Annotated in this window: 20 protein-coding genes; 4 read left to right on the forward strand and 16 right to left on the reverse strand. The window is 38.3% G+C overall.

Annotated elements, in window-relative coordinates:
- Nucleotides 1-107: 107 nt before the first annotated feature.
- Complete coding sequence (locus AC1D0Y_RS13365) at nt 108-1,439, reverse strand: NAD-dependent malic enzyme (RefSeq protein ID WP_014460373.1); 1,332 nt, start codon at nt 1,437-1,439, stop codon at nt 108-110.
- 309 nt (nt 1,440-1,748) lie between these two features.
- On the opposite strand from AC1D0Y_RS13365, the gene AC1D0Y_RS13370 reads away from it, so the two are divergent.
- Nucleotides 1,749-2,327 (forward strand): LOG family protein, encoded by a 579-nt coding sequence (locus AC1D0Y_RS13370; RefSeq protein WP_098579570.1) that lies wholly within the window; start codon nt 1,749-1,751, stop codon nt 2,325-2,327.
- Nucleotides 2,328-2,360: 33 nt separating this feature from the next.
- On the opposite strand, the gene AC1D0Y_RS13375 is transcribed toward AC1D0Y_RS13370, so the two are convergent.
- A complete protein-coding gene (locus AC1D0Y_RS13375) occupies nt 2,361-3,572 on the reverse strand; it encodes a cytochrome P450 (RefSeq protein WP_477707692.1) in 1,212 nt (403 codons plus the stop codon).
- Nucleotides 3,573-3,857: 285 nt separating this feature from the next.
- On the opposite strand from AC1D0Y_RS13375, the gene AC1D0Y_RS13380 reads away from it, so the two are divergent.
- Complete coding sequence (locus AC1D0Y_RS13380; protein WP_028408736.1) at nt 3,858-4,589, forward strand: ZIP family metal transporter; 732 nt, start codon at nt 3,858-3,860, stop codon at nt 4,587-4,589.
- An 83-nt stretch (nt 4,590-4,672) separates the two neighbouring features.
- Nucleotides 4,673-5,221 carry a DUF4825 domain-containing protein gene (locus AC1D0Y_RS13385; RefSeq protein WP_098249860.1) on the forward strand — a complete coding sequence of 183 codons (549 nt, stop codon included), beginning with the start codon at nt 4,673-4,675 and terminating at the stop codon, nt 5,219-5,221.
- A 20-nt stretch (nt 5,222-5,241) separates the two neighbouring features.
- Here AC1D0Y_RS13385 and AC1D0Y_RS13390 read toward each other — a convergent pair whose 3' ends face one another.
- The 11 genes from AC1D0Y_RS13390 to AC1D0Y_RS13440 form a co-directional block, all read right to left on the reverse strand.
- Nucleotides 5,242-6,144: a GNAT family N-acetyltransferase gene (locus AC1D0Y_RS13390; RefSeq protein ID WP_477707693.1), complete on the reverse strand. Its 903-nt coding sequence runs from the start codon at nt 6,142-6,144 to the stop codon at nt 5,242-5,244.
- Nucleotides 6,145-6,293: 149 nt separating this feature from the next.
- Nucleotides 6,294-7,643, reverse strand: a complete 1,350-nt coding sequence (fucP, locus tag AC1D0Y_RS13395; protein ID WP_102813157.1) for an L-fucose:H+ symporter permease — start codon at nt 7,641-7,643, stop codon at nt 6,294-6,296.
- Nucleotides 7,644-7,731: 88 nt separating this feature from the next.
- On the reverse strand, nt 7,732-8,457 hold the full coding sequence (gene nagB / locus AC1D0Y_RS13400) for a glucosamine-6-phosphate deaminase (RefSeq protein WP_098525212.1): 726 nt from the start codon (nt 8,455-8,457) through the stop codon (nt 7,732-7,734).
- Between the two features lie 108 nt (nt 8,458-8,565).
- Nucleotides 8,566-9,525 (reverse strand): shikimate dehydrogenase family protein, encoded by a 960-nt coding sequence (locus tag AC1D0Y_RS13405; protein WP_098525134.1) that lies wholly within the window; start codon nt 9,523-9,525, stop codon nt 8,566-8,568.
- A 19-nt stretch (nt 9,526-9,544) separates the two neighbouring features.
- Nucleotides 9,545-10,498, reverse strand: a complete 954-nt coding sequence (locus AC1D0Y_RS13410; RefSeq protein WP_477707694.1) for a phosphotriesterase family protein — start codon at nt 10,496-10,498, stop codon at nt 9,545-9,547.
- Nucleotides 10,498-11,160, reverse strand: a complete 663-nt coding sequence (locus AC1D0Y_RS13415; protein ID WP_060747370.1) for a bifunctional 4-hydroxy-2-oxoglutarate aldolase/2-dehydro-3-deoxy-phosphogluconate aldolase — start codon at nt 11,158-11,160, stop codon at nt 10,498-10,500. The genes AC1D0Y_RS13410 and AC1D0Y_RS13415 overlap by 1 nt, the downstream gene beginning before the upstream one ends.
- On the reverse strand, nt 11,144-12,109 hold the full coding sequence (locus AC1D0Y_RS13420; RefSeq protein ID WP_060747371.1) for a phosphoglycerate dehydrogenase: 966 nt from the start codon (nt 12,107-12,109) through the stop codon (nt 11,144-11,146). Before AC1D0Y_RS13420 ends, AC1D0Y_RS13415 begins: the two co-directional genes overlap by 17 nt.
- 19 nt (nt 12,110-12,128) lie before the next feature.
- Nucleotides 12,129-12,713: a glucose-6-phosphate isomerase family protein gene (locus AC1D0Y_RS13425; protein WP_060747372.1), complete on the reverse strand. Its 585-nt coding sequence runs from the start codon at nt 12,711-12,713 to the stop codon at nt 12,129-12,131.
- A gap of 22 nt (nt 12,714-12,735) precedes the next feature.
- The gene (gene xylB / locus AC1D0Y_RS13430; protein ID WP_342839524.1) at nt 12,736-14,244 is read right to left on the reverse strand and encodes a xylulokinase; all 1,509 of its coding nucleotides are present in this window, start codon (nt 14,242-14,244) and stop codon (nt 12,736-12,738) included.
- A 107-nt stretch (nt 14,245-14,351) separates the two neighbouring features.
- Entirely contained in the window at nt 14,352-15,110 is a 759-nt protein-coding gene (locus AC1D0Y_RS13435) for a GntR family transcriptional regulator (RefSeq protein ID WP_060747374.1), read from the reverse strand.
- 240 nt (nt 15,111-15,350) lie between these two features.
- Nucleotides 15,351-17,210, reverse strand: a complete 1,860-nt coding sequence (locus AC1D0Y_RS13440) for an N-acetylmuramoyl-L-alanine amidase (RefSeq protein ID WP_477707695.1) — start codon at nt 17,208-17,210, stop codon at nt 15,351-15,353.
- A gap of 472 nt (nt 17,211-17,682) precedes the next feature.
- Between AC1D0Y_RS13440 and AC1D0Y_RS13445 the strand changes: the two genes are divergently transcribed.
- Nucleotides 17,683-18,063 carry a plasmid mobilization protein gene (locus AC1D0Y_RS13445; RefSeq protein WP_028408740.1) on the forward strand — a complete coding sequence of 127 codons (381 nt, stop codon included), beginning with the start codon at nt 17,683-17,685 and terminating at the stop codon, nt 18,061-18,063.
- Nucleotides 18,064-18,119: 56 nt separating this feature from the next.
- On the opposite strand, the gene AC1D0Y_RS13450 is transcribed toward AC1D0Y_RS13445, so the two are convergent.
- The 3 genes from AC1D0Y_RS13450 to AC1D0Y_RS13460 all read right to left on the reverse strand — a co-directional run bounded on the left by AC1D0Y_RS13450 (nt 18,120) and on the right by AC1D0Y_RS13460 (nt 20,030).
- A complete protein-coding gene (locus AC1D0Y_RS13450; protein WP_025752091.1) occupies nt 18,120-18,299 on the reverse strand; it encodes a DUF8096 family protein in 180 nt (59 codons plus the stop codon).
- Nucleotides 18,300-18,398: 99 nt separating this feature from the next.
- Complete coding sequence (locus tag AC1D0Y_RS13455; protein WP_217598787.1) at nt 18,399-19,397, reverse strand: N-acetylmuramoyl-L-alanine amidase family protein; 999 nt, start codon at nt 19,395-19,397, stop codon at nt 18,399-18,401.
- Nucleotides 19,398-19,493: 96 nt separating this feature from the next.
- On the reverse strand, nt 19,494-20,030 hold the full coding sequence (locus AC1D0Y_RS13460; protein WP_217598786.1) for a hypothetical protein: 537 nt from the start codon (nt 20,028-20,030) through the stop codon (nt 19,494-19,496).
- Between the last annotated feature and the right edge of the window lie 83 nt (nt 20,031-20,113).

A 20,113-nucleotide genomic window follows, 5' to 3' on the forward strand; every position in this document is an offset into this window, starting at 1 on the left:
TTACTATATTACGTTAAAAAAGGAAAAAAGTTTCATAGTTTGCTATTTTCTTATTATTTTTTGATAAAAAACAAACAAGGCTGCCTATTTCGAGGCAGCCTTGTTTGTTATCGATAAACACCGTCTTTCTCTCCGTGTACAACAGCAGCTCTTTCAACTGCTTCAGATACTGCTTCATGTACAGCTAGATTAAGAGGATGAGGAACTAAATCGCCTGGACGCGTTGAATTTGCAATGGCTTCAGCTGCAGCTACAAGCATCGTATGCGTAATATCACGCACCCCCGCATTTAACACTCCTCTGAAAATACCTGGGAAGCCAAGTACATTATTCACTGACCTTCCATCAGTAGCGTAAATAGCTCCTGCTTCAAGAGCATCTTCAGGTTCAATTTCTGGCTTTGGATTAGAAAGTGCTAGAATGATTTGCCCTTTTCGGATCCATTCTTTTTGTATTAAGCCAGGTACACCTGTTGTCGCAATAACAATGTCACAGTTCTCCATAAGCTCTTCTAATGAATCCGCTACTTTTCCACCGTAGCTGACTAAGCGCTCATTCGCTTCAGGAGACTTATCAGCTCCTATCACCTGTTTGACACCGTAAGCCATGAACATTCTGCAAGTAGCGATGCCGGCAGCTCCTAAGCCGATTTGTCCTACTTTTGCTTCTTTCAAATTCACACCTGTGCTGCGACAAGCTGAGATAGCTGCTGCTAGCGTCACAACTGCTGTTCCGTGCTGATCATCATGCATAACTGGAATATCGAGCTCTTCTTTTAAACGTTCTTCAATTTCAAAGCAGTGAGGCGACCCTATATCTTCTAGTAAAATGCCGCCAAATCCCGGTGAAATATTTTTAACCGTTTGAATGATTTCTTCCGGCTCATTTACATTCAACAAAATAGGGATAGCGTTTACATTGGCAAGTTGATCAAATAACGCAGCTTTTCCTTCCATAACAGGCATTCCTGCAACTGGACCAATATTTCCCAACCCTAGTATAGCGGTACCATCTGTTACAATCGCAACCGTGTTTCCAATGCTCGTATAAATTTTAGCTTTGTCGGGCTGTTCTTGAATAGCACGGCAAACGTTTGCTACACCTGGTGTATATACTCTTCTTAAGTCAGCGATCGACTCAATTTTCATTTTGCTTTTCATTTGAATTTTGCCGCCTTCATGCGCATGAAGAACTTCATCTGATACTGTATGTAAAGTAATGCCTTCTAAACTGCGAACCGCTTCAAGCAATTCCTCAAGCTGGTCTTCACTTTCTACTTGAACCGTAATGCTTCTCATGGTGTAGTTATGTCCTACTTTAACGGTTTCAACCTCGCCAATGTCTCCTCCAACATTTCCGATAGCTGTTGCTACTCTTCCTAAGTTTCCTGGTACGGTCGGTGTTTGTACCATTAATGTGCGTATTAAATTGTTCATCATATCCCCATATCCCCCTTGTCTTAATCCTGCAAGTGCGTATACTTACTAAATGAAGCGTTTAAAACGGTCAAATTTCCTATGAGTTCATGTTACCTACTTATCTTACAAGTAGATCCATACGTACTGTCTTTTCCATTAAAAGAAGAACAATAGATAACGCTTTCAAACAGACGTTTCGCTTTGATTATAAGCAAAGTTTTTAGAATAATCAAGCGATGACATTGTGAAAATTCATAAATTATTAAGAAGGAATTTGTTCTTCATAAACAGAAAAGACTTATATAGAAAAGAAACAAAGGAGTGAAGCAGTTGAAATCAATTTGTATATTTGCAGGATCAAGCGCTGGAATAAAAACCGAATATAAAGAGGCAGCCGTCTCGCTAGGACGCTACATGGCCCAAAAAAACTACCGGCTGATTTACGGAGGCTCACGAATGGGCCTGATGGGAGAAGTCGCAAATGAAATGCTTCAGCATGGAGGCGAAGTCATCGGCATTATGCCCCGCGGTTTGTTTAGCGGTGAAATTGTTCATACCGCGCTGACAGAACTCATCGAAGTAGAGAGCATGCATGAGCGAAAGGCAACTATGCACGAGTTAGCTGATGGTTATATTGCGCTTCCTGGAGGTTTCGGGACATTTGAAGAGTTGTTTGAGGCTCTCTGCTGGGCTCAAATTGGTATACATAAAAAACCAGTAGGGTTATTAAATGTGAACGGCTACTACAACCCGCTTATGCAAATGGTTCAGCATGCCGTAGATGAAGGATTTTCTACAGATTCTGCTATTCGTCTCATCAATATTTCTGATACTCCTGAACAGCTTATCTCTTCAATGGACACGTACACGTCCCCTTCAGAGGACCAAAAATGGAACACTGAACGCTAGCTAAAAAGCAAGCGCATAATTTGCGCTCGCTTTTTAAGCTTTATTAAAAGTAATCTCATATTTTTTTACGCCAAAAATAAAAGGGCTGCCTATTGGCTTTAAAGACTGATTCTCAACTTTTAAAAACTCGCCTTTCTCTAGTAACTTAGTAAAAGCAATTTTCCCTTCCATTCTTGCTAGCGGTGCTCCTAAGCAAAAATGGATGCCGAATCCAAAGCTCACGTGAGGATTTGTTTTACGATGCACGACAAAAGTGTCAGGCCGTTCAAACTTAGCTGAATCTCTATTTGCACTTGCTGCCCAGCTAATTACCTGCTGCCCTTTTTTAATCTTACACTCTCCAAGTTCTACATCTTCAGCAGCTATGCGTCCAATCGCTTGAATAGGAGGATAATAGCGAAGCGTTTCTTCTACCAGGTTCGGAACTAGCGATATGTCTCGGCGAACTTCATTCTGCACGTCTACGTCTTCTGTCATATACCGAACTCCGTTCGTAATTAAGTTTGTGGTTGTCTCATTGCCTGCTACTAGCAATAAAATACAAAACCCCAGCACTTCCTCTTCTGTTAAATGCTCGCCGTCGATTTCTGCTTCTAAAAGAAGCGAAATGAGATCTTCTTGTTTATTTTGCTGACGCTCCGCGACAATTTCTTTAAAATACCCTTGTAAAAAAATCACGCCTTCATTACGCTTTTGCATCATTTTTGCAAAAGCTTCGTCTGAATTATTTTCAGCACCGCTCACTAAGTCATCGGAGTATTTTTTAAACAGTTCTCGGTCTTGGATTGGTACTCCTAGCAGCTCTGCTATTACAATAATCGGGAGTGGTCCAGCAAAGTCTTCTACTATATCAAACTTTTTTTTGCTGCTCACTTGATCTAATAAATAATCGGCAATCTCTTCAATATGACCCTCCAAGTGCTGAATAGCTCTTGGTGTAAAAGCTTTGTTTACTAAGTTTCGTAACTTTGTATGTTTTGGAGGGTCCATCATTAAAATACTTTCTTGACGTTCTTCCATTGCTCGTTTGGATGAAAAAAGCGACGGGTTTTTTAAAATATACTTTACTGTTTCATAATCAAATACATCCCAGCAGTTTCGGCTTTCATCATAACGAATAGGTGCCTCTTGACGCAGACTGTTATAAATATCAAATGGGTAAAGCTGCTGTTCAACGGATTGGATTTCTTGCATAGGAATCAAGTTAGCATAGCGATTTTCTCTTTTTACTGCTTTTGAATTCATCTCGTATTCCTTCTTTCGTTTAAAAGTGACCTTGTTAAGTTTTTTAATCTTCTACAGATCAAAGAATTTTTTTCCATCTTTGTATCTTTTGATCAGACTATCACAAGGTTTTTTCACTTTCAACGGACATAATCAGAAAATTTTGTCAATTATACAGAAGACTTATTTTATTTAAGGTCCAAATCAGTGATTATTTTCCATTTTTTTAGTTCATTTATCGTGTTTCATAATAATCATAGAGATGGTTACACTACAAGTAAGTACGTAAGAAAGTAGGGATCTCATGTGATAGATGCCCTTATGTGGGGTGGTGTCTCAGGCTCAGCTGTATTAATTGGAGCTATTATAGCTATTTTTGTACCTTTAAAAAAACAGTTGACTGCTTATATTATGGCTTTTGGCACGGGCGTTTTGTTAGGAGCTGCTGCTTACGAGCTCATTCAAGATTCGGTAAAAGAAGCGGGAATCATTGCTTCTTCTTTAGGCTTTTTAACAGGCGCAGCACTTTTTACTCTTCTTGACATCTCCTTAGCTAAGAAAGGCGCTCACAAAAGAAAACGTTCGGACCACCTTGTCCCCGCTAGCTCGGGACTAGCCATTTTTATTGGTACCATTATGGATGCTATACCTGAGTCACTGATGATTGGCGCAAGTTTGATTGAACAGCACCACGTTAGCTGGCTGCTTGTTGTTTCTATTTTTATCAGCAATATACCCGAAGGAATCTCCGGGACAAGCGGACTGCTAAAAAGCCAATATAAGCAAAAGAAAATTTTTTCATTATGGCTTTCTGTCTTCTTTATATCGGCTCTTTGTTCTTGGATTGGATATCTATTTCTTCAAAATGCTACCCCAAACATGATGGGTTTTATTGCCTCATTCGCCGGTGGTGGAATTGTGGCAATGGTTGCTTCGACGATGTTGCCAGAAGCTTTTGAAGAAGGTGGTCCTGTTATTGGTTTTATTGCTTCATTAGGGTTATTAACTTCTATTATTTTGGATTATCTGTCTTTTTAGTGAATAAACTTATATTTTGTATGAAACAAAATATATAGGCCTTTCGTCTTTACAAGGAGATATAAACAAAAGGAGTTACCATTATGAAAAAAATATATGCTTCTCTTACACTTTGCACAGTACTCACTTGCCTATCAGGGTGTGCTTATGCACCTCATAATAATCTGTCTGCCGAAAGAGTCTCTGCTTCTTCTATTCAACATACTTCTTCTTCAAAACATGAGGCTTCAGTAGAGGAAATTACAAATAAGCTTCCGGGACACGTTTATTTAAAAGGTATAGCCTTTCAAGATACGCAAAAACCTTATTACTTAGCAATTAATTACGCTGCAATAAATAATAATCAGCATACGTTTGAAAAAAGCTGGACGTCTGTTAAAACCAAACGCATACTTTTACATAACGCAACCATCTTACTTTCTGCCGTACAAAATGTTGACAGCGTTCACTTTACTATTAATACGACTGTTCCTCAGACAATCACCATTACTCGAAAAGAGTTAACGGACTTCTACGGAAGAGATCTTTGGAATTATAATGACGTGAAACAAGTATGGAAAGAAAAATTCGAAGGACAGCAAGAAAAAATCGAGGAATTTTATGATGCACATCCAATTACAGAAATGCAGTAAAAGCGGCCTATGGCCGCTTTTTAAAGTTGTTTTTTCATAAACACCTGCTCAAGTTTGATTCCTTCATCTGTATATAAATCTTGAAAACCAAATGATTTTAACATTTTCACGAGTAAGCTATTTCTTTTTTCAGGTACATTATATGTATTGTAAGCAATTGGTCCATACATATTAAAAATGGTTGCTAATAAAAAGCTCAGAACGTCCTCTGAATTTGAGATATGTTCCTTAACGCTTCCTTGATAAAAAGTAACGGAATTCACGATGCCTATGGAAGAAAAATTCTTTTGAAATAACAGATAGCTAACTTCTTCGTTTTTTTCATTCAACGCAATAAACGATTCTCCATCACGAATACAGTCAAATTGATTTTTCCACGGAACGTCGTATGTATAAAAGGGTAGGTTTTGAATATCTTTTGCAAGTCTTCGCTTTAACGAATACGTAAGCTGATTCTTCTTTTTAAGTAGAGAAGCGTAAAAACTACCTCTATGCTTTAGAAATAAAAGCGTATCTACAATCTCATATCCGTATTTCTGATAAAGGTGAATGGCTTTTTCATTCACTTTAAATGCTTCCAGACTGGCTTCCACTACTCCTTGCTGCTGGTAGCTTTCAAGTGTAGCTTTTAGTAAGTCTTCTCCAATTCCCATTTTTCGGTAAGGTAGGGCTACGCTTGTACCTCCATTCCAAGCATGTTTTTTTCCCTTGACCTTTTTTATTCCATTTAACATAATTCCAGCTGGTGTATTATTATAAAAAGCCATAAAAGAATGGTCGACAGATAGCTGATCCAAACCAAATCTACAAGTGAATTGATCTAGTGACAGCTCAATCGGAAGATAATAATCTTCAAAACCCTTATTAAATGCTTGTAATGCATCAGAAAAAGAACACTGGCTTAGAGGCTTAATTATAATCACGGGACATTCCTTCCTTTTTTAAAAAGATAGTAATAAATAATTAAAGTAAAAAAAGAAAACTGCTTCCAAAGCAGTTTTCTTTTTAACTTAAGGCAATTTACATTGTATTCGATGAAAAACGTAAAATTCCTTGTTTATAAAATCGATTTCTATTTAGCTGAATTAATTTGATCTTCATTCATTAGTTTTTTTACTTTCTCACGTTTGTTTACACCACTATAAAAATAATATCCTACATAGATAAAACATGCCGTCGGAACTAAAAAAGCGAGTTGAAGCGACCCTGTTAAGTCTGATACAAGTCCTTGAACGGCAGGAATAACAGCTCCTCCTACAATAGCCATAACTAGAATAGCTCCTGCGACTTCCGTATGCTGTTTTTCTTCTACTATTTCTAACGTTTCACTATAGATTGTTGCCCAGCATGGACCAAAAAGCATGCTTACAGCAACAGCTGCATATACAGCCATCGTACTGGATGCAAACGACGTATACGCAAGTAAAAGCGTACCAATGATTGAATAGATAACCAACACTTTTTTGGCTGAAAAACGTGTCATCAATAGATTAGCTACGAATTTCCCAACAAAAAAAGCAATAAAACTATAGATCATGAAATTTGATGCGCTTCGCTCATTAATTTCAGAATTAAGGTCTAAGGCCAATCTGATGGTAAATGACCATACAGCTACCTGCATCCCTACGTATAGAAATTGGGCTATGATACCTTTACGAAAACGCGAATTCCCCCCTAAATACTTTAGCGTTTTTATCAATTCGCTTTTTTGCCCTACCTCGTTCTTCTCTATTTGAGCTTTACATGAAGGATATTTCGTTATAAGAAAAAGTACCAGTACGGCAATAAGAACTAAAATCATATATTTATAAGGCTGCAGCGTATGCTGTAACATTTTAAGGCCAAAGATATGTGCTTCTTCCGAGCTCATTTTAGCAAGCTGATTATCAAGGCTTTCCCCTTCTTGAAATATTAAATACTTGCCAAGTACAATTCCTAAAAGAGATCCGATAGGGGTAAACGTCTGACTGATATTAAGGCGTAGCACTGCGGATTCCCTAGGTCCCATCATGGAGCTATACGTATTAGCTGATGTTTCAAGAAAACCTAAACCAATGGCGATTGCAAAAATTGCGCATAAAAACATAGAATAGGTAGCCATATGAGAAGCAGGAAAAAACAGTGAACAACCTATAATATAGAAGATTAGTCCTGTAATAACAGCCAGCTTATAATTGGTTTTCTTAATAATTAACGAAGCTGGAATAGCAATTAAAAAATATCCCCCGTAGAAAGCACTTTGCACAAAAGCCGTTGCAAAGTCGCTAAGAGTAAACACACTTTTAAACTGAGCAATTAAAATATCATTTAAACTCGCGGCTGCTCCCCAAAGTGGGAAAAGAATAGAAAGTAAAATAAATTGAAAGATAGGCGTTCGATTAAGATACCCATTAGGCATTTGAACTAAATTTTTATGTTTCATTGTAAAGCCTCCCTATTATCACTCATCATTTCTTTACAAATCCACTTGCTTCTGTGTTCACCTATGCTGTTAAAATACTCCTTGACATCTAAAGTAACGCGGCTGCTTCTTTGTCTACAATAACTGTGACGTTAGGATGTAACTGAAGAAGAGAAGAGGGACATCTTGTTGTAATATGTCCATGTAACGTTTGATAAACAGCCTCTGCTTTTTCATGACCACTGGCGATAAAGATAATGTGTCTTGCTTTTAAAATATCTCCTACTCCCATTGCTATTGCTTTTTTAGGGACATCTTCTATATTCGAAAAAAACCTAGCGTTGTCTCGTATCGTTTCTTTGGTTAACTTAGCAATATGTGTAGCCCCATGCAAGTAATCTTGAGGCTCGTTGAAACCAATGTGCCCATTCCTTCCAACTCCCAATATCTGTACGTCAATCCCGTTGGCTTTTATTAATTTCTCATTGTATTCTTTCACTGCTTGATCTTCGTTCTCAAATATACCTAAAGGAATATGCACCTGCTCTGCTTTGATATTTACGTACTTTAAAAAATTTTCCCATGTATAGTACGTGTAACTTTGGAAATGCTCTGGCTCCAAACCGATGTATTCATCTAAATTGAATGTTGTTACATTTGAAAAATCTACTTTTCCTTCCTCGTATAACTGAATTAAATTTTTATACGTGCCTAGAGGTGTTCCTCCTGTGGAAAGGCCCAATACTAACTCTGGATTTCCTTTTATACATTTAGCCGCTTCAACAGCTGCCATGTAACTCATTTCCTCATAATTTTCCGTGCGTATAATCTTCATAAGAGGCACATCCTTCACCTTTTTGTAGTCTTTTTTTGTTAACGCTTTCATTTTTAGTTATCTCTGTTTTATGTAAGTGAAGAGGAGAAACATTTCCTCCTCACTCCCTTATTTCCCACTTAATTTTGATTGATTAAACTCACTTGAAATTCTTTCAATTTCAGTAAATTGCTCATTGTTTAGTTGAATTTGGAACACTTCTGATATTACCTGAGTCCATCCATGTATGAAATAAATCCATCCGTCTTCAACATATAATGACTGCGTATCTTTTTGCGACAAGGCTTGATGCATAAACAACAAATCCCCTCGATAATTCAGTTCCCACACAAGACTATTGTGAGGAAATAGCGCCTCGTTGCTTAGCGGAGAGCCTGGTCGATCTTTTCCAAGCCCTGTTGCATTAATGACTAGAGAATAGGGCTTCAGTTTAGATAACACTTTATCATTTTTAAATGGCTCGTCTACTGTAAGATACTGAATAGGTACATCCGTAGACATTTCCGAGATAATTTTCTGCATTGAATCTAACCTCGGTTGGCTTCGGTTTGTTACATAGATAGCAGATGGCATGCCATTACGTTTTGCATCCTGGATTAGGTTTGAAGCAATGGCGATGGCACTTCCGCCAGCTCCCATAATAAGGACATCCCCCTTATGTTTGTTCCAATAATCTTTTGGAAGAAAACCCTCCATGGCTAACCCGCTAGAGATATGATCCTTAGCATGTCCAATCAGCTTTCCGTCTCCTTTGGAAATACTTGATAACTCTCCAAATAAAAGCGCATAAGGATCAAGCTCATCGAACAAGTCTTTTGCCGCATGATATAGATCAATTTTGTGTGTTGTGACCAATGCTCCCAGCGACAGAGGATCATTCTTTAAAAAAGTTACCACTTCACGGTACACTTCACGGTTTGCATGAATATCAATATCAATTCCTTTAATCTCCGCATCGATACAAAGAGATTTAGCCCATAAAGGAAATAGCTTCATGATAGAGGATTGTCCTGTTGTAACGCCAATAAAATAAAAGGTTGGTTTGGTTGCATTTACTAGATTTAACATAGTGTCCTCCTTGATTTTTCTAAACGCTTAAAGCTGCGAGCGGATTATCCAGAACTAAGGTACTAATGGTTTTATCTGAAATCCCACTTACTTTCAACTTTGGAATAAAGGTTTTAGTTAAGTAATCAATTCCTATTTCTCCCCCATATGCTTGCAGCCTCGCTCTGGTTGTATCCAGGCTAATTAAAAGAGATTCTTGAAAGCCACTATTCAACATGTGGTGAATTAACTCAATTTCTTTATCGTCGCTGTGATATTTAAAGCGTCCAATCGTATCGTACTCAAGGTAGACACCCGTTGCCGCTACTTCTTTATGCAACCCGTAGTCATGATGAGTACGATCGAGATGACAAAGAATTATTTTTTTAGCTGCTACCTGTTTATCCGTCAAAAATTGAATAATTTCAAACGGATCGGATTCTTTTTCAATATGAACCATAATTGGGACGTTTGTTAAAAGCGACGCTTCGGCAGCTGCCTCAAACTTCATTTGATAATAGGGAGTTAACCCCTTTTTATCGACGGCAGTTTTAATTAGCCCTGCCTTTGCATCAACTTTTTTAGTAGGCCTCTCTATTCCATTACCTACATACATTCCTTTTTGGATTTCAGAAACAAAAAGCGCTGTAAGGATTTCTGCTGATTCATTATGGATCCAATGATCTCGCCAATAGAACATGGATTTATGAAATCCTGTCGAAGCAACAATATGAACACCTGTTCGTTTAGAGACTCGTATCAGGTCCATTGCTATGCGCCCCGCGCCGATCGGCTGTGCGTCCACTACAAGAGAGCGCGCAGGCAGTTTCTTTACTTCACTTACTGTAACATCGACATTATCAATGCATAAATCTGAATTAGTACTCGCTGCATAACCTTTTTCAAGCATAAGGTGCTCATGCGGTTGAACATGTACAATTTCGTTTGAATCCACAAAGCCTAAAACAGTTTGTATACCACGTGAATTTTTCATTATCTAATACCGCTAAGCATCAATTTAGCCTGCTGCGCTTTACGCATCAACAAAGAGGCATATTCACGAATTTTTTGGGAATCAAGCGAATCCCCACCTGCTTTTGTTAAATTAGATCCTACTCCTACAGCGATTGCTCCCGCTTGAATCCAGTGCTCAATATTTGTTTCGTTAACGCCTCCAGTAGGCATAATATTAGCTTGAGGCAAAGGCCCTTTTACATTTTTAATATGAGCCGTTCCTGCTAAGTCTGCTGGGAATAATTTAAGGATTTCGCACCCTGCTTTAAGCGCAGTAACCATTTCTGTCATTGTAAAAGTTCCGGGTATAACAAGAGTTTGATATTGATGGCTTACCGTAATAATGTCCATGTCCAAGTGAGGAGTCACAACAAAATCTGCTCCTGCTTGAAGGGCACTAACCGCTGAATGAACATCCATGACGGTCCCCATTCCTATGTAAACGGACTGAGAGGCACATTCACTTTTTAATTGACGTAATACATCAATTGCATTTGGAACCGTCATCGTTAGTTCGATTGCCTGTATTCCGCCATCAATTGCAGCTCTAGCTGTCGTTAACACTTCCGCTTCTGTACCTCGTAAAACTGCCACAACACTACTTTTACAAATACCATTCATAACTTCACGTTTGCGTGACATGCTGGTTCCCTCCTTGCCCTTTTGAAATTTCTCGCTGAAAGAATTTAATTACGCTATGCGTTGACTGCAATGTCATACGCTCGATTGCCTCTTTACTGGCCGCTGCATTATGAGGGGTTAAAACAGCATTATCTAACTCTAGCAAAGGAGAATCTGTAGGAGGCTCAACGGAAAATACATCAATGCCCGCTCCTAGTATTTTTTCTTCTTTTAAAATATGAAAAAGATCAGTTTCATTTATGATTCCGCCTCTTGCGGTATTAATGAGAATTGCCTCTTTCTTCATCTTCTTCATCATTTGATAGTTTAGAAGGTTGGTTGTTTCAGGCACAAGAGGCATATGAACAGATACAACATCGCTTTTTTTTAACAATTCATTTATGTGGACGTAGGTTGCACCATATTCAGCAGCTGCCTGCTCATCTTGAAAAACGTCATAAACGAGTATGTCCATTTGAAATCCTTTAGCACGGCGGGCAACAGCTTTTCCTATTGCACCGAACCCTAAAATACCTAGCGTTTTCCCATAAAGTTCAACCCCTACGTTTTTTGTCCACTGTCCTTTTCTGAGCCTTTGGGAAGATAGTGAAATTTGTCTGGCTACAGACAGCATTAAACCAAACGCGTAGTCTGCAACAGCTTCATGATTCACACCGGGAGTATTCACGACCACAATTCCTTTTTGCATTGCATATTCTTTAGGAATATTATCAGTACCTGCTCCGTATTTTGCTATAATTTTAAGCTCCGAAGCATGGTTTAAAACTTCTTTGCTAAGATGGTCAGTTCCTATGATTAATGCTTGTACATCTTGTATGAGCTCTATAAACCTAGATTCAGAAATAGGGCCGACCTCTCTTATCACCTCAAACTCCTCTTCGCGCCATTTATTCATAATGTCTTCTGTAAACATCCCATATGACCGAGGGGTAATTAATACTTTAAACATTTGGTTTTCTCCTTTTTTGTTATTTTACCGCTTGTATATAGCGAGGGTTTTCAATATATGTTGGCTTGTCGTTTTGTTCAACTAACGCTTTTACAAATCCTTCCGTTTCAATACCTCCGTAATCATGGCCTGCATCTCCGGGGTAAGCTGCAAAAAACACAAAAGGTTCTTCCCCCGTATTAACAGTGCGGTGAGCCCATTCTGGTGCCACATATGCTACTGTTCCCGGCACCATTTCTAGGCTAGAAAACTCTCCGTCTTTTGTTTGCATTAGCAGCTCACCTTTTCCTTTAAGGCAAAAATAAATTTCACCCCTATCTAATACTTCGTGATAATGTCCCTTGGTCATAAAATACTCTTTTCCTACTTTGCCTGGATGCAAAATAGTTACGCAATGCTGAATGTGAGGCATTGTCTCTGGAACTACTACATTATAAACCTCGTAAATAAGCGGATTTTTCTTAAGTTGATTTTCAAATTCTCCCTCGTCTAAGTACATGCCTTTCATATCCGATAAATGTCGAATAATGACTTTTCCTTCTGGATTTAATTTACCTGTTTCAAAATCTAATTGTGTAGCAAAAGGTTGAAATAATGTACTCATTTATCATGCATCTCCTCTATTTTCAATTAAAAACTTTTAGCTTTTGGTAAACTGGTTTTAGCTGTTCATACGTTTCATTAAATACCGAAAAAAACTCTTGATACTGTTCTTGAATATCTGGCTGCGGATGGTGAATACCTACTCTCTTCACCCATTTTTTAGCCTCTTTAAAATTATCCACTACCCCTACTCCAACGGCTCCAGCCATCGCTGCCCCCATAGATGTGGCTTCATCTAAATAGTTAGGCACATACACATCAAGCCCGTAAATATCTGCTAGAATTTGACGCCATAAAGTGCTTTTTGCTCCGCCGCCTAATACCCACATCCGGTCAATTGGTGCTCCTTCTTTTTGAAAAGTATCAAGTACAATTTTCAAGTTATATGCCACTCCTTCCATGACGGAACGGGCAATGTCTCCTCTTGTATGAGTAATGGACAAACCAGCAAAAGCTCCCCTAGCATCCGGATTCCATCTCGGTGAGCGTTCTCCCATTAAGTAAGGTAAATAAATTAGCCCTTTTGACGTAGGGGGCGATTGTTCGGCTTCACTATTCATAAGTTCATAGCTTTTGTTGGAATTTTGATAAAGTAACTCTGTAATCCATTGCATAGATCCCCCACCGCACTGCATTGTTCCATTAGGAGAATATTTAGTAGAATCAAGGTGAACCCATGTATACGTTTTCATTTCAGGATCGAAAATAGGCTTGTTTGATGCCGTTGCAATCCATGAAGAAGAGCCAATGTAATTAAAAGCTTCTCCTTCATCCATAACGCCCACGCCGGCAGCTGCACAAACTCCATCGCCTCCCCCTATTACAACAGGAGTTCCTTGAAGTAAGCTTGTTTCGGCTGCTGCCTTAGCTGTTACTGACCCTACTACATCAGTAGAAGCATACAAATCTGGAAAAAGCTCCGGCTCAATTTTCCATGTATTTAAAATGTCACGAGACCATACTTTATTTATTAAATCAAAACAGTTAGTTCCGCATGCATCTGAATAATCGGTTGCAAATATACCTGTTAGTTTATAAACAAGGTAATCTTTCGCTTGTAAGATTTTATATGCTTTTTTAAAGCGTTCCGGCTCATTTTCCTTGACCCATTTAATCTTTGCTCCAGAATATGATGAGCTAATGCGATGTCCTGTGATTTCATAAACATTTTTCATACCTATTTCATTCTCAAACCGCCGAGCCTGATCGGCCGCCCGCATATCTGCCCATATAATGGAATTACCAAGAGGGGTTCCCTCTCGATCTACAAGCAAGCAGCCGAGCATTTGCCCGCTGAAACTCACAGCAGAAATTTCTTCGCGTTTCACTCCACTTTGCTCAAGCAAAATTTTTGTTGTTTCACAAACGGCTTCCCACCAGTCTGATGGATTTTGTTCAGCCCATCCAGCTTTAGGATAGAAGGTTTTATATTTATGGAGCGTACTGTTAACCAACGTTCCGTCAGTCTTATATAAGGTTGCTTTATTTCCCGTTGTTCCGATATCATGAGCAATAATATATCCATTACTCATACCCATCCCTCCTTCAATCGCTCATAGACTAAATCTATCATCTTGTAATGATGTAATTACCAGTTAGCGCAGAGAAATGAACAAGTTAAAAAACTCGTTCAGCTTTCTTATATTCTTTCGTATTTTACCTCTACTGTAAACTTGTTTAAATCTCCACGGTAACGCCCTATAGAATACTCAAAAGGCTGAGAATCTTTTTGAAACGCCGTTGTTTTTGTAATTTGAACAGCAGACATCGAAGGAATATTTAAAGCGCCAGCGTCCTCACTCGTAGCATTAACAGCCTCTATTACACGCTTAGCATGACTGATATGAAATCCATATTTTGATTCAAGCGTCTTGTACAAAGACTGAACCTCTAAATCTTCATCAAGCAGACCCGATGCAAGAGATGCTGGAATATAGGTCGTTACAAGGACGTATGGATCTTCTTCAATATACCTTAGTCGATCAATTCGGTAAAAGAACTGATATTTATCTCCAAAAATCTCTTGAAGAGTGGACGTTTTTTCAACAATCTCTTTATTTAACACTTTTGTGTCAAAGGAAAGTCCTTTACGCTCCATTTCATCTCCAAAACTACTCAAACTTTCCAAAAACATTTGGTCAATCTTCTTTGGTGCAACGAAGGTTCCTCTACCGTGCTCTCTTCTCAAAAAACCTTCAGCCACCAGTTCATTTAAAGCCTGCCTTACAGGTGTTCTACTTATCCCATAAGTATCAATTAGTTCTCGTTCAGAAGGAATTAATTCATCCGGCTTATAAATTCCTTTTTCAATTTTTTCTTTAAGTACTTCTTTCAGCTGAAAGTATAGAGGCAAAGGTCTATTTTTTTCTACCACTATTTTATTCGTATTGTCTATCACAATGCACCTCTTCTAAAATTTATTTCTTTTCTCCATTGTAAGACAAATGAATTAAAAAATAAATTTTATTTACACTTACAACTCATAATGATGTAATTACCAGTTGAATAATCTTATTAAATCACTATAAGGAAATGCTGTCAATAAAATTCTGAATTTTTTATAACATTTTATTAAAAAAAGAAAGAGACCTACCGTTTGAACACCCCCTGTCTCTTCCTTTTTTTTTAACACTCTATTCTATTGTCTTTTAACCTCTACATCCGACGCTTTCACAAACGCATAGCGGTGATTAAAATAAATTTGATAATATTCGTCTTTTCCAACAATCATTTTGTGATCGTTTGGGTTTGTTGTAAAAGTTGGGGCATAGTAATAGTCACTCCTTACTTTTTCTACCCCCACGTACACCTGCTCCGGAGAGATTGTATACTGAAGCGGGACCATGCCTTTAACCGGTATATTAGAAGGATAGGCTGAAGCTTCCGGGAAAGCTCCTCCGTACACTTGAATGCTTTCTTTTCCTGGTTTTGGCGTTAATAATATGCCTGTACCTTTACTTGCATTTTTATGATGGGGATTATAAAACCACGCTTTTTGCCCTCCGTACCAAATCGCTGTCCATTCTTCTTTTGTCTCAGCTACTGCATACGTTTGGCCAGTTACAGCTTTGCTTCCCCAGTCTAACGTTTGTTTCGTTCCAGGCCCTGAAGCTGCAGGCTCATTCAGTAGCGGTGAATCATTGCTGGGAGCTTGATGCAAATACACAAAGTTGGCCGGCTGCTTTGGTGCATCTGATACTTCTGGCTGATTGTTTTGAAAGACTGGATTAATCGTAACGGCTAGTTTGTTTGTATGCTGGCGCTCGACTGGGCTTCCTACTAAATCCATGTAGTGCCCCCAATCCCAAAACGGCCCAGGATCTGAGTGCATACCTGATTGAGCTTTAGGAGACAAACCCGGCACCTCATCATGACCAATAATATGAGCTCGGTCTAACGGAATATTATATTCTTTGGCAAGGTGGCGTACGAGTCTTGCCGAAGAACGGTACATTTCTTCCGTAAACCACGTGGATCCTTCAAGCGCAAACCCTTCATGCTCGATTCCAATACTGTGTGTATTAAAATACCAGTTTCCTGCATGCCATGCTACGTCTTTGTTATTGATCATCTGTGCGATGTGACCATCACTTGAACGGATTACATAGTTTGCAGCGGCTCTATTAGGGTTAGCAAACAAATCAATCGTTCCATCATAACTTACTTCTGTATCATGAATAACAATATAGCGAACATCTGATTTTTGGCGATTTGCAATATCATAGTTTCCATAATCTGAAGGACTTTCGCTGAATTTCCCGTAAAAAGCAGGGATGTATTCACATTTTAAAGATGCCGGACAATCCGCTTTATTCGTATTGGTATTTTCAGCATGAGGAATTGACATATCTATATTTTGAGGGGAAATTTTAAGATGCTGTCCGTCTGACGTTGTATGCTCTGCTCCTTTTTCCAACGTTTCATATACATCATCGGCAAATACTTGAGCGTTTTCTTTATCTTGAGAAGAACTGTAAGCTGCGACTGCTTCATACCATTTTTGATCAGTGGACGGTACATTTCCGTTTTTGTCTTTTGCAATAAAAGCCAGCACAGCAGCGCCACCGCGAATATTTTGCACAGGATCTTTTTTTAATCTTTCTTTATCGGACTTAAGCAGCTTAGCAGCTAAGGTGAGCGTTTGCTGTTTATCATATGCTGGTTTTGAAGGCGAAGCTCCGTTTCCTTTTCCATCTTCTAAGGAAGGGATGTCTGTTAAATGCATAAGACCGTATCCCCCGGCTGCACTGGGTTCTCCGTTATGATTTTCCCAGCGCGACTTGTTGTAGGAAATTGCTTTTAAAAGCGAAGCTGGCACACCAAATTCTTTAGATGCTTGTGCAAATGCTCGCTCCAAAGAATCTGACTGATTCTCTGCAGCCAAAGCGACTACAGGCTTTTGCAGCGTATGAAGGGGCATATAAGCTGTACATATGACACCAGCCGTAAGCATAGCTACCCCTATCTTATTTAGTTTTAATCTTATTTTTAGTTTCAAACGTATTCCTCCCCCGTAAAGTATGTAAATGAGGTCAATAAAGACATAATATGACTTTACCTCGTTCTCAACCATTTCGTCTTCTTTCTTTCTATTCCCTTGAGACAATAGTCTAGAAGATTCGACAGAGTTACTAGGAGGAAAGATGTGGTACGAGGAAAAAATCATAAAAATCATCCCTCTTCTTTAAAGCTGCGCTCTCAAAAATGGTTGAGTACAACAGCGGTCCATTCATCCCTTTTGCTGCCTTTTTAATAAAGCAGCAATATTGTAGATAATGACATTCCTTCTATAATTCAACTATTACTAAACCAAATTTCTTAATTTACCAGTTTTTTAACAGACTGTACGCTCGACATTTTAGTAACTTTTCACCATAGTTAACCATGGAAAAGGTTGCTATTATTAAAGACAAGAGAATGTTTACATATGATTGAACGCAGCAAGAACTGCTCTTGAAAGGAGATACCTTATGAGAGGACACAGCATTCCAGCAATTAAGTTGAATGAAGAAGAAAAAGAAAAATTAGAGGAACTTATTGAACACTATAATTTAAAACGAACGTCTCTCATTCGAAAATTTATTATGGATGGAAAAGTTAAGCCTCCTTTAATCGGCAAAGAAGCAGGTGTGGAACTATTGGTTAACCTGCGAAAAATTGAGTCTGAACTAAGCCGGCTAAGCAATAATATGCATCAAATTGCAAAGTACTTACATAAACCAAAAGATAAGCAAAACCATTCACAAAACCTTGAAGACATCCTATTAGAAATGATGAAAAAACAAAAACATGTACAAGAAGATGTAGAGACTATTTCAGAGCAGCTTAGCGATCATTTATACGTTAAATAGAGAAAAAACGCTCTTTTCATTTCAGAAAAGAGCGTTTTTTATAAAGAAGTAGGGATTTAAATGCTTTTTTTCATGCCGCACTTTGCGCATGTACGGATAAAAATAAAGTCTTTTACTAAGCTTTTAAATTTCACATGTCCACAGTTATCGCATCTGCCTGCAACTTTATCCGGAAACTCCTCATATACATATACTTTTGTTAAATCAATCGCTTCTTGTTGCTCTTCCATTTCCATCACACCTTTATGCATCTTTACGATTCAGCTCTTTATATTCTATCAAAAATAAGTAAAATTACTAGGGTGAAAGCTTCAAAAAACAAGAAGGTTTTTTCACTATTTTGTTATCCGGTCAGCTTTGTACCACCAATTTTCTCTATCTAAAAATGCTTTTACATTCAGTATTTTTTTATCGCGAAGGGTAATGATGGCTACCGCAGCTCCTTCTTTGGAAAAGGTTACAGCTGTTTCTAATTTCTCTTTTGTCACAAACACTTTTAATGTTTCCATATTCTCTTTTGTTAATTCCGCAGTTGTGATGGTTTCTCCTTCAATGATTGTATCTTTTTTTCCAATAAAATGTTGTCCATCCATCATCCAGGCTGCACGCGTTTCACCATAAACTTGAAAGAAGGTATTCTTTTTTAAATAACCTGTTCTCTCCGACATATTTGCATCCTTATACGTCTCCGTATCCTCGGTTGTTTTTATCCATAAAGGTTTATATAAAAAAGTAGGCTTTGGAAAACCTTCCTCGTCAGAATCTCCCACAGGATTTGTAGATTTAGACTCCAGGTTTAAAAACTGCGCAACCCCTTTTGCATATGCCACCCCCATATCTTTTAGAAATTGAGGATTTTTTAAGAGCTTTGCATCATGTTCTGTATCAATAAACCCGATTTCAGTTAGTACAGACGGCATATAGGAACGTCTTAACAAACTATGATTAGCCAATTTCCTGCCTCGGTTAAAGTGATTGTATTTAGTAAGAACAAATTTCACATGATCGTGAATATCGTTTCGTAACACAATGGTTTGGTTATTTATATTTTTGCTATAAATAAAATCTTCATATCCCGTTTCGCCGCCTGAATTTATATGAATAGATAAGTATACATCAGCACCCCACGCATTGGCTTTGTTGACCCGTTCATTTAATGACAAAAACACATCGGTTGTACGCGTTGTACAAAGAGAAAATCCTTGATAGTGAGTAGAAAGAAAAGAGATGATGTACTGTTGAACAGCTAACACTAAGTCTTTTTCATATAACCCGCTGGCGACAGCCCCTAGATCTGCCCCTCCGTGACCTGCATCTAAATAAATTTTTTTCATATAACCTGTCTCCTCCTTATCCGTAGCATATGCATGAATAAGCGAAGACGTTTGTTATACAAAACTACTTTTATGTATAAAGCTTTTTGCTATAGCTCATTTAGAAGTCTTTACAACTGATTTACCATAGCTAGTAACATCAAAATATGTATTTGATCCATCGTCTTCATTGATCACAACATCTAAGTCATGAAAATAACGATGAAATTCTTTTAACAGTGCTTGATCTTTCGTCTGCTCTAGCTGTACAGCGAGCTTCTCCATATGCTGAAAGTCTTTCTTTAAAACAGAATCTTTTACTTCAATCGTGCCAATCGTATTGTTAATGGCTGTGGCTTCTTCTTGTACTGCAGGCCAGTCTGGATGCTCAATGGCACTCCACCCCGTCAAATCATTTAGTACGTCATGATGTTCAGCAATAAAGTCTTTTGCCTGCTGATCGCTGCTTTCCAGTTTATCAACTTTTTGTTGATCCACTTTAATGGCGCTTGCCTGTATACTTTGCTGTGATAAAAAAGGAATTTTTCCGTTTTGGTACAATATCCACCCTGTCGCTCCTCCCCCGACTAAAAAAACGGATAAAGATATCGAAATGATCATACGCTTCTTCTTACTTTTATGTCTTTTTTCCATTTGACTCCTTTCCGGGTATTCAAAACCCTTTAGGCCTTATGAACTGAAACGAATAACCTACAAAAGAATTTTACCATATTTTT

The sequence above is a fragment of the Priestia sp. P1_B12_1 genome, from assembly GCF_056406695.1.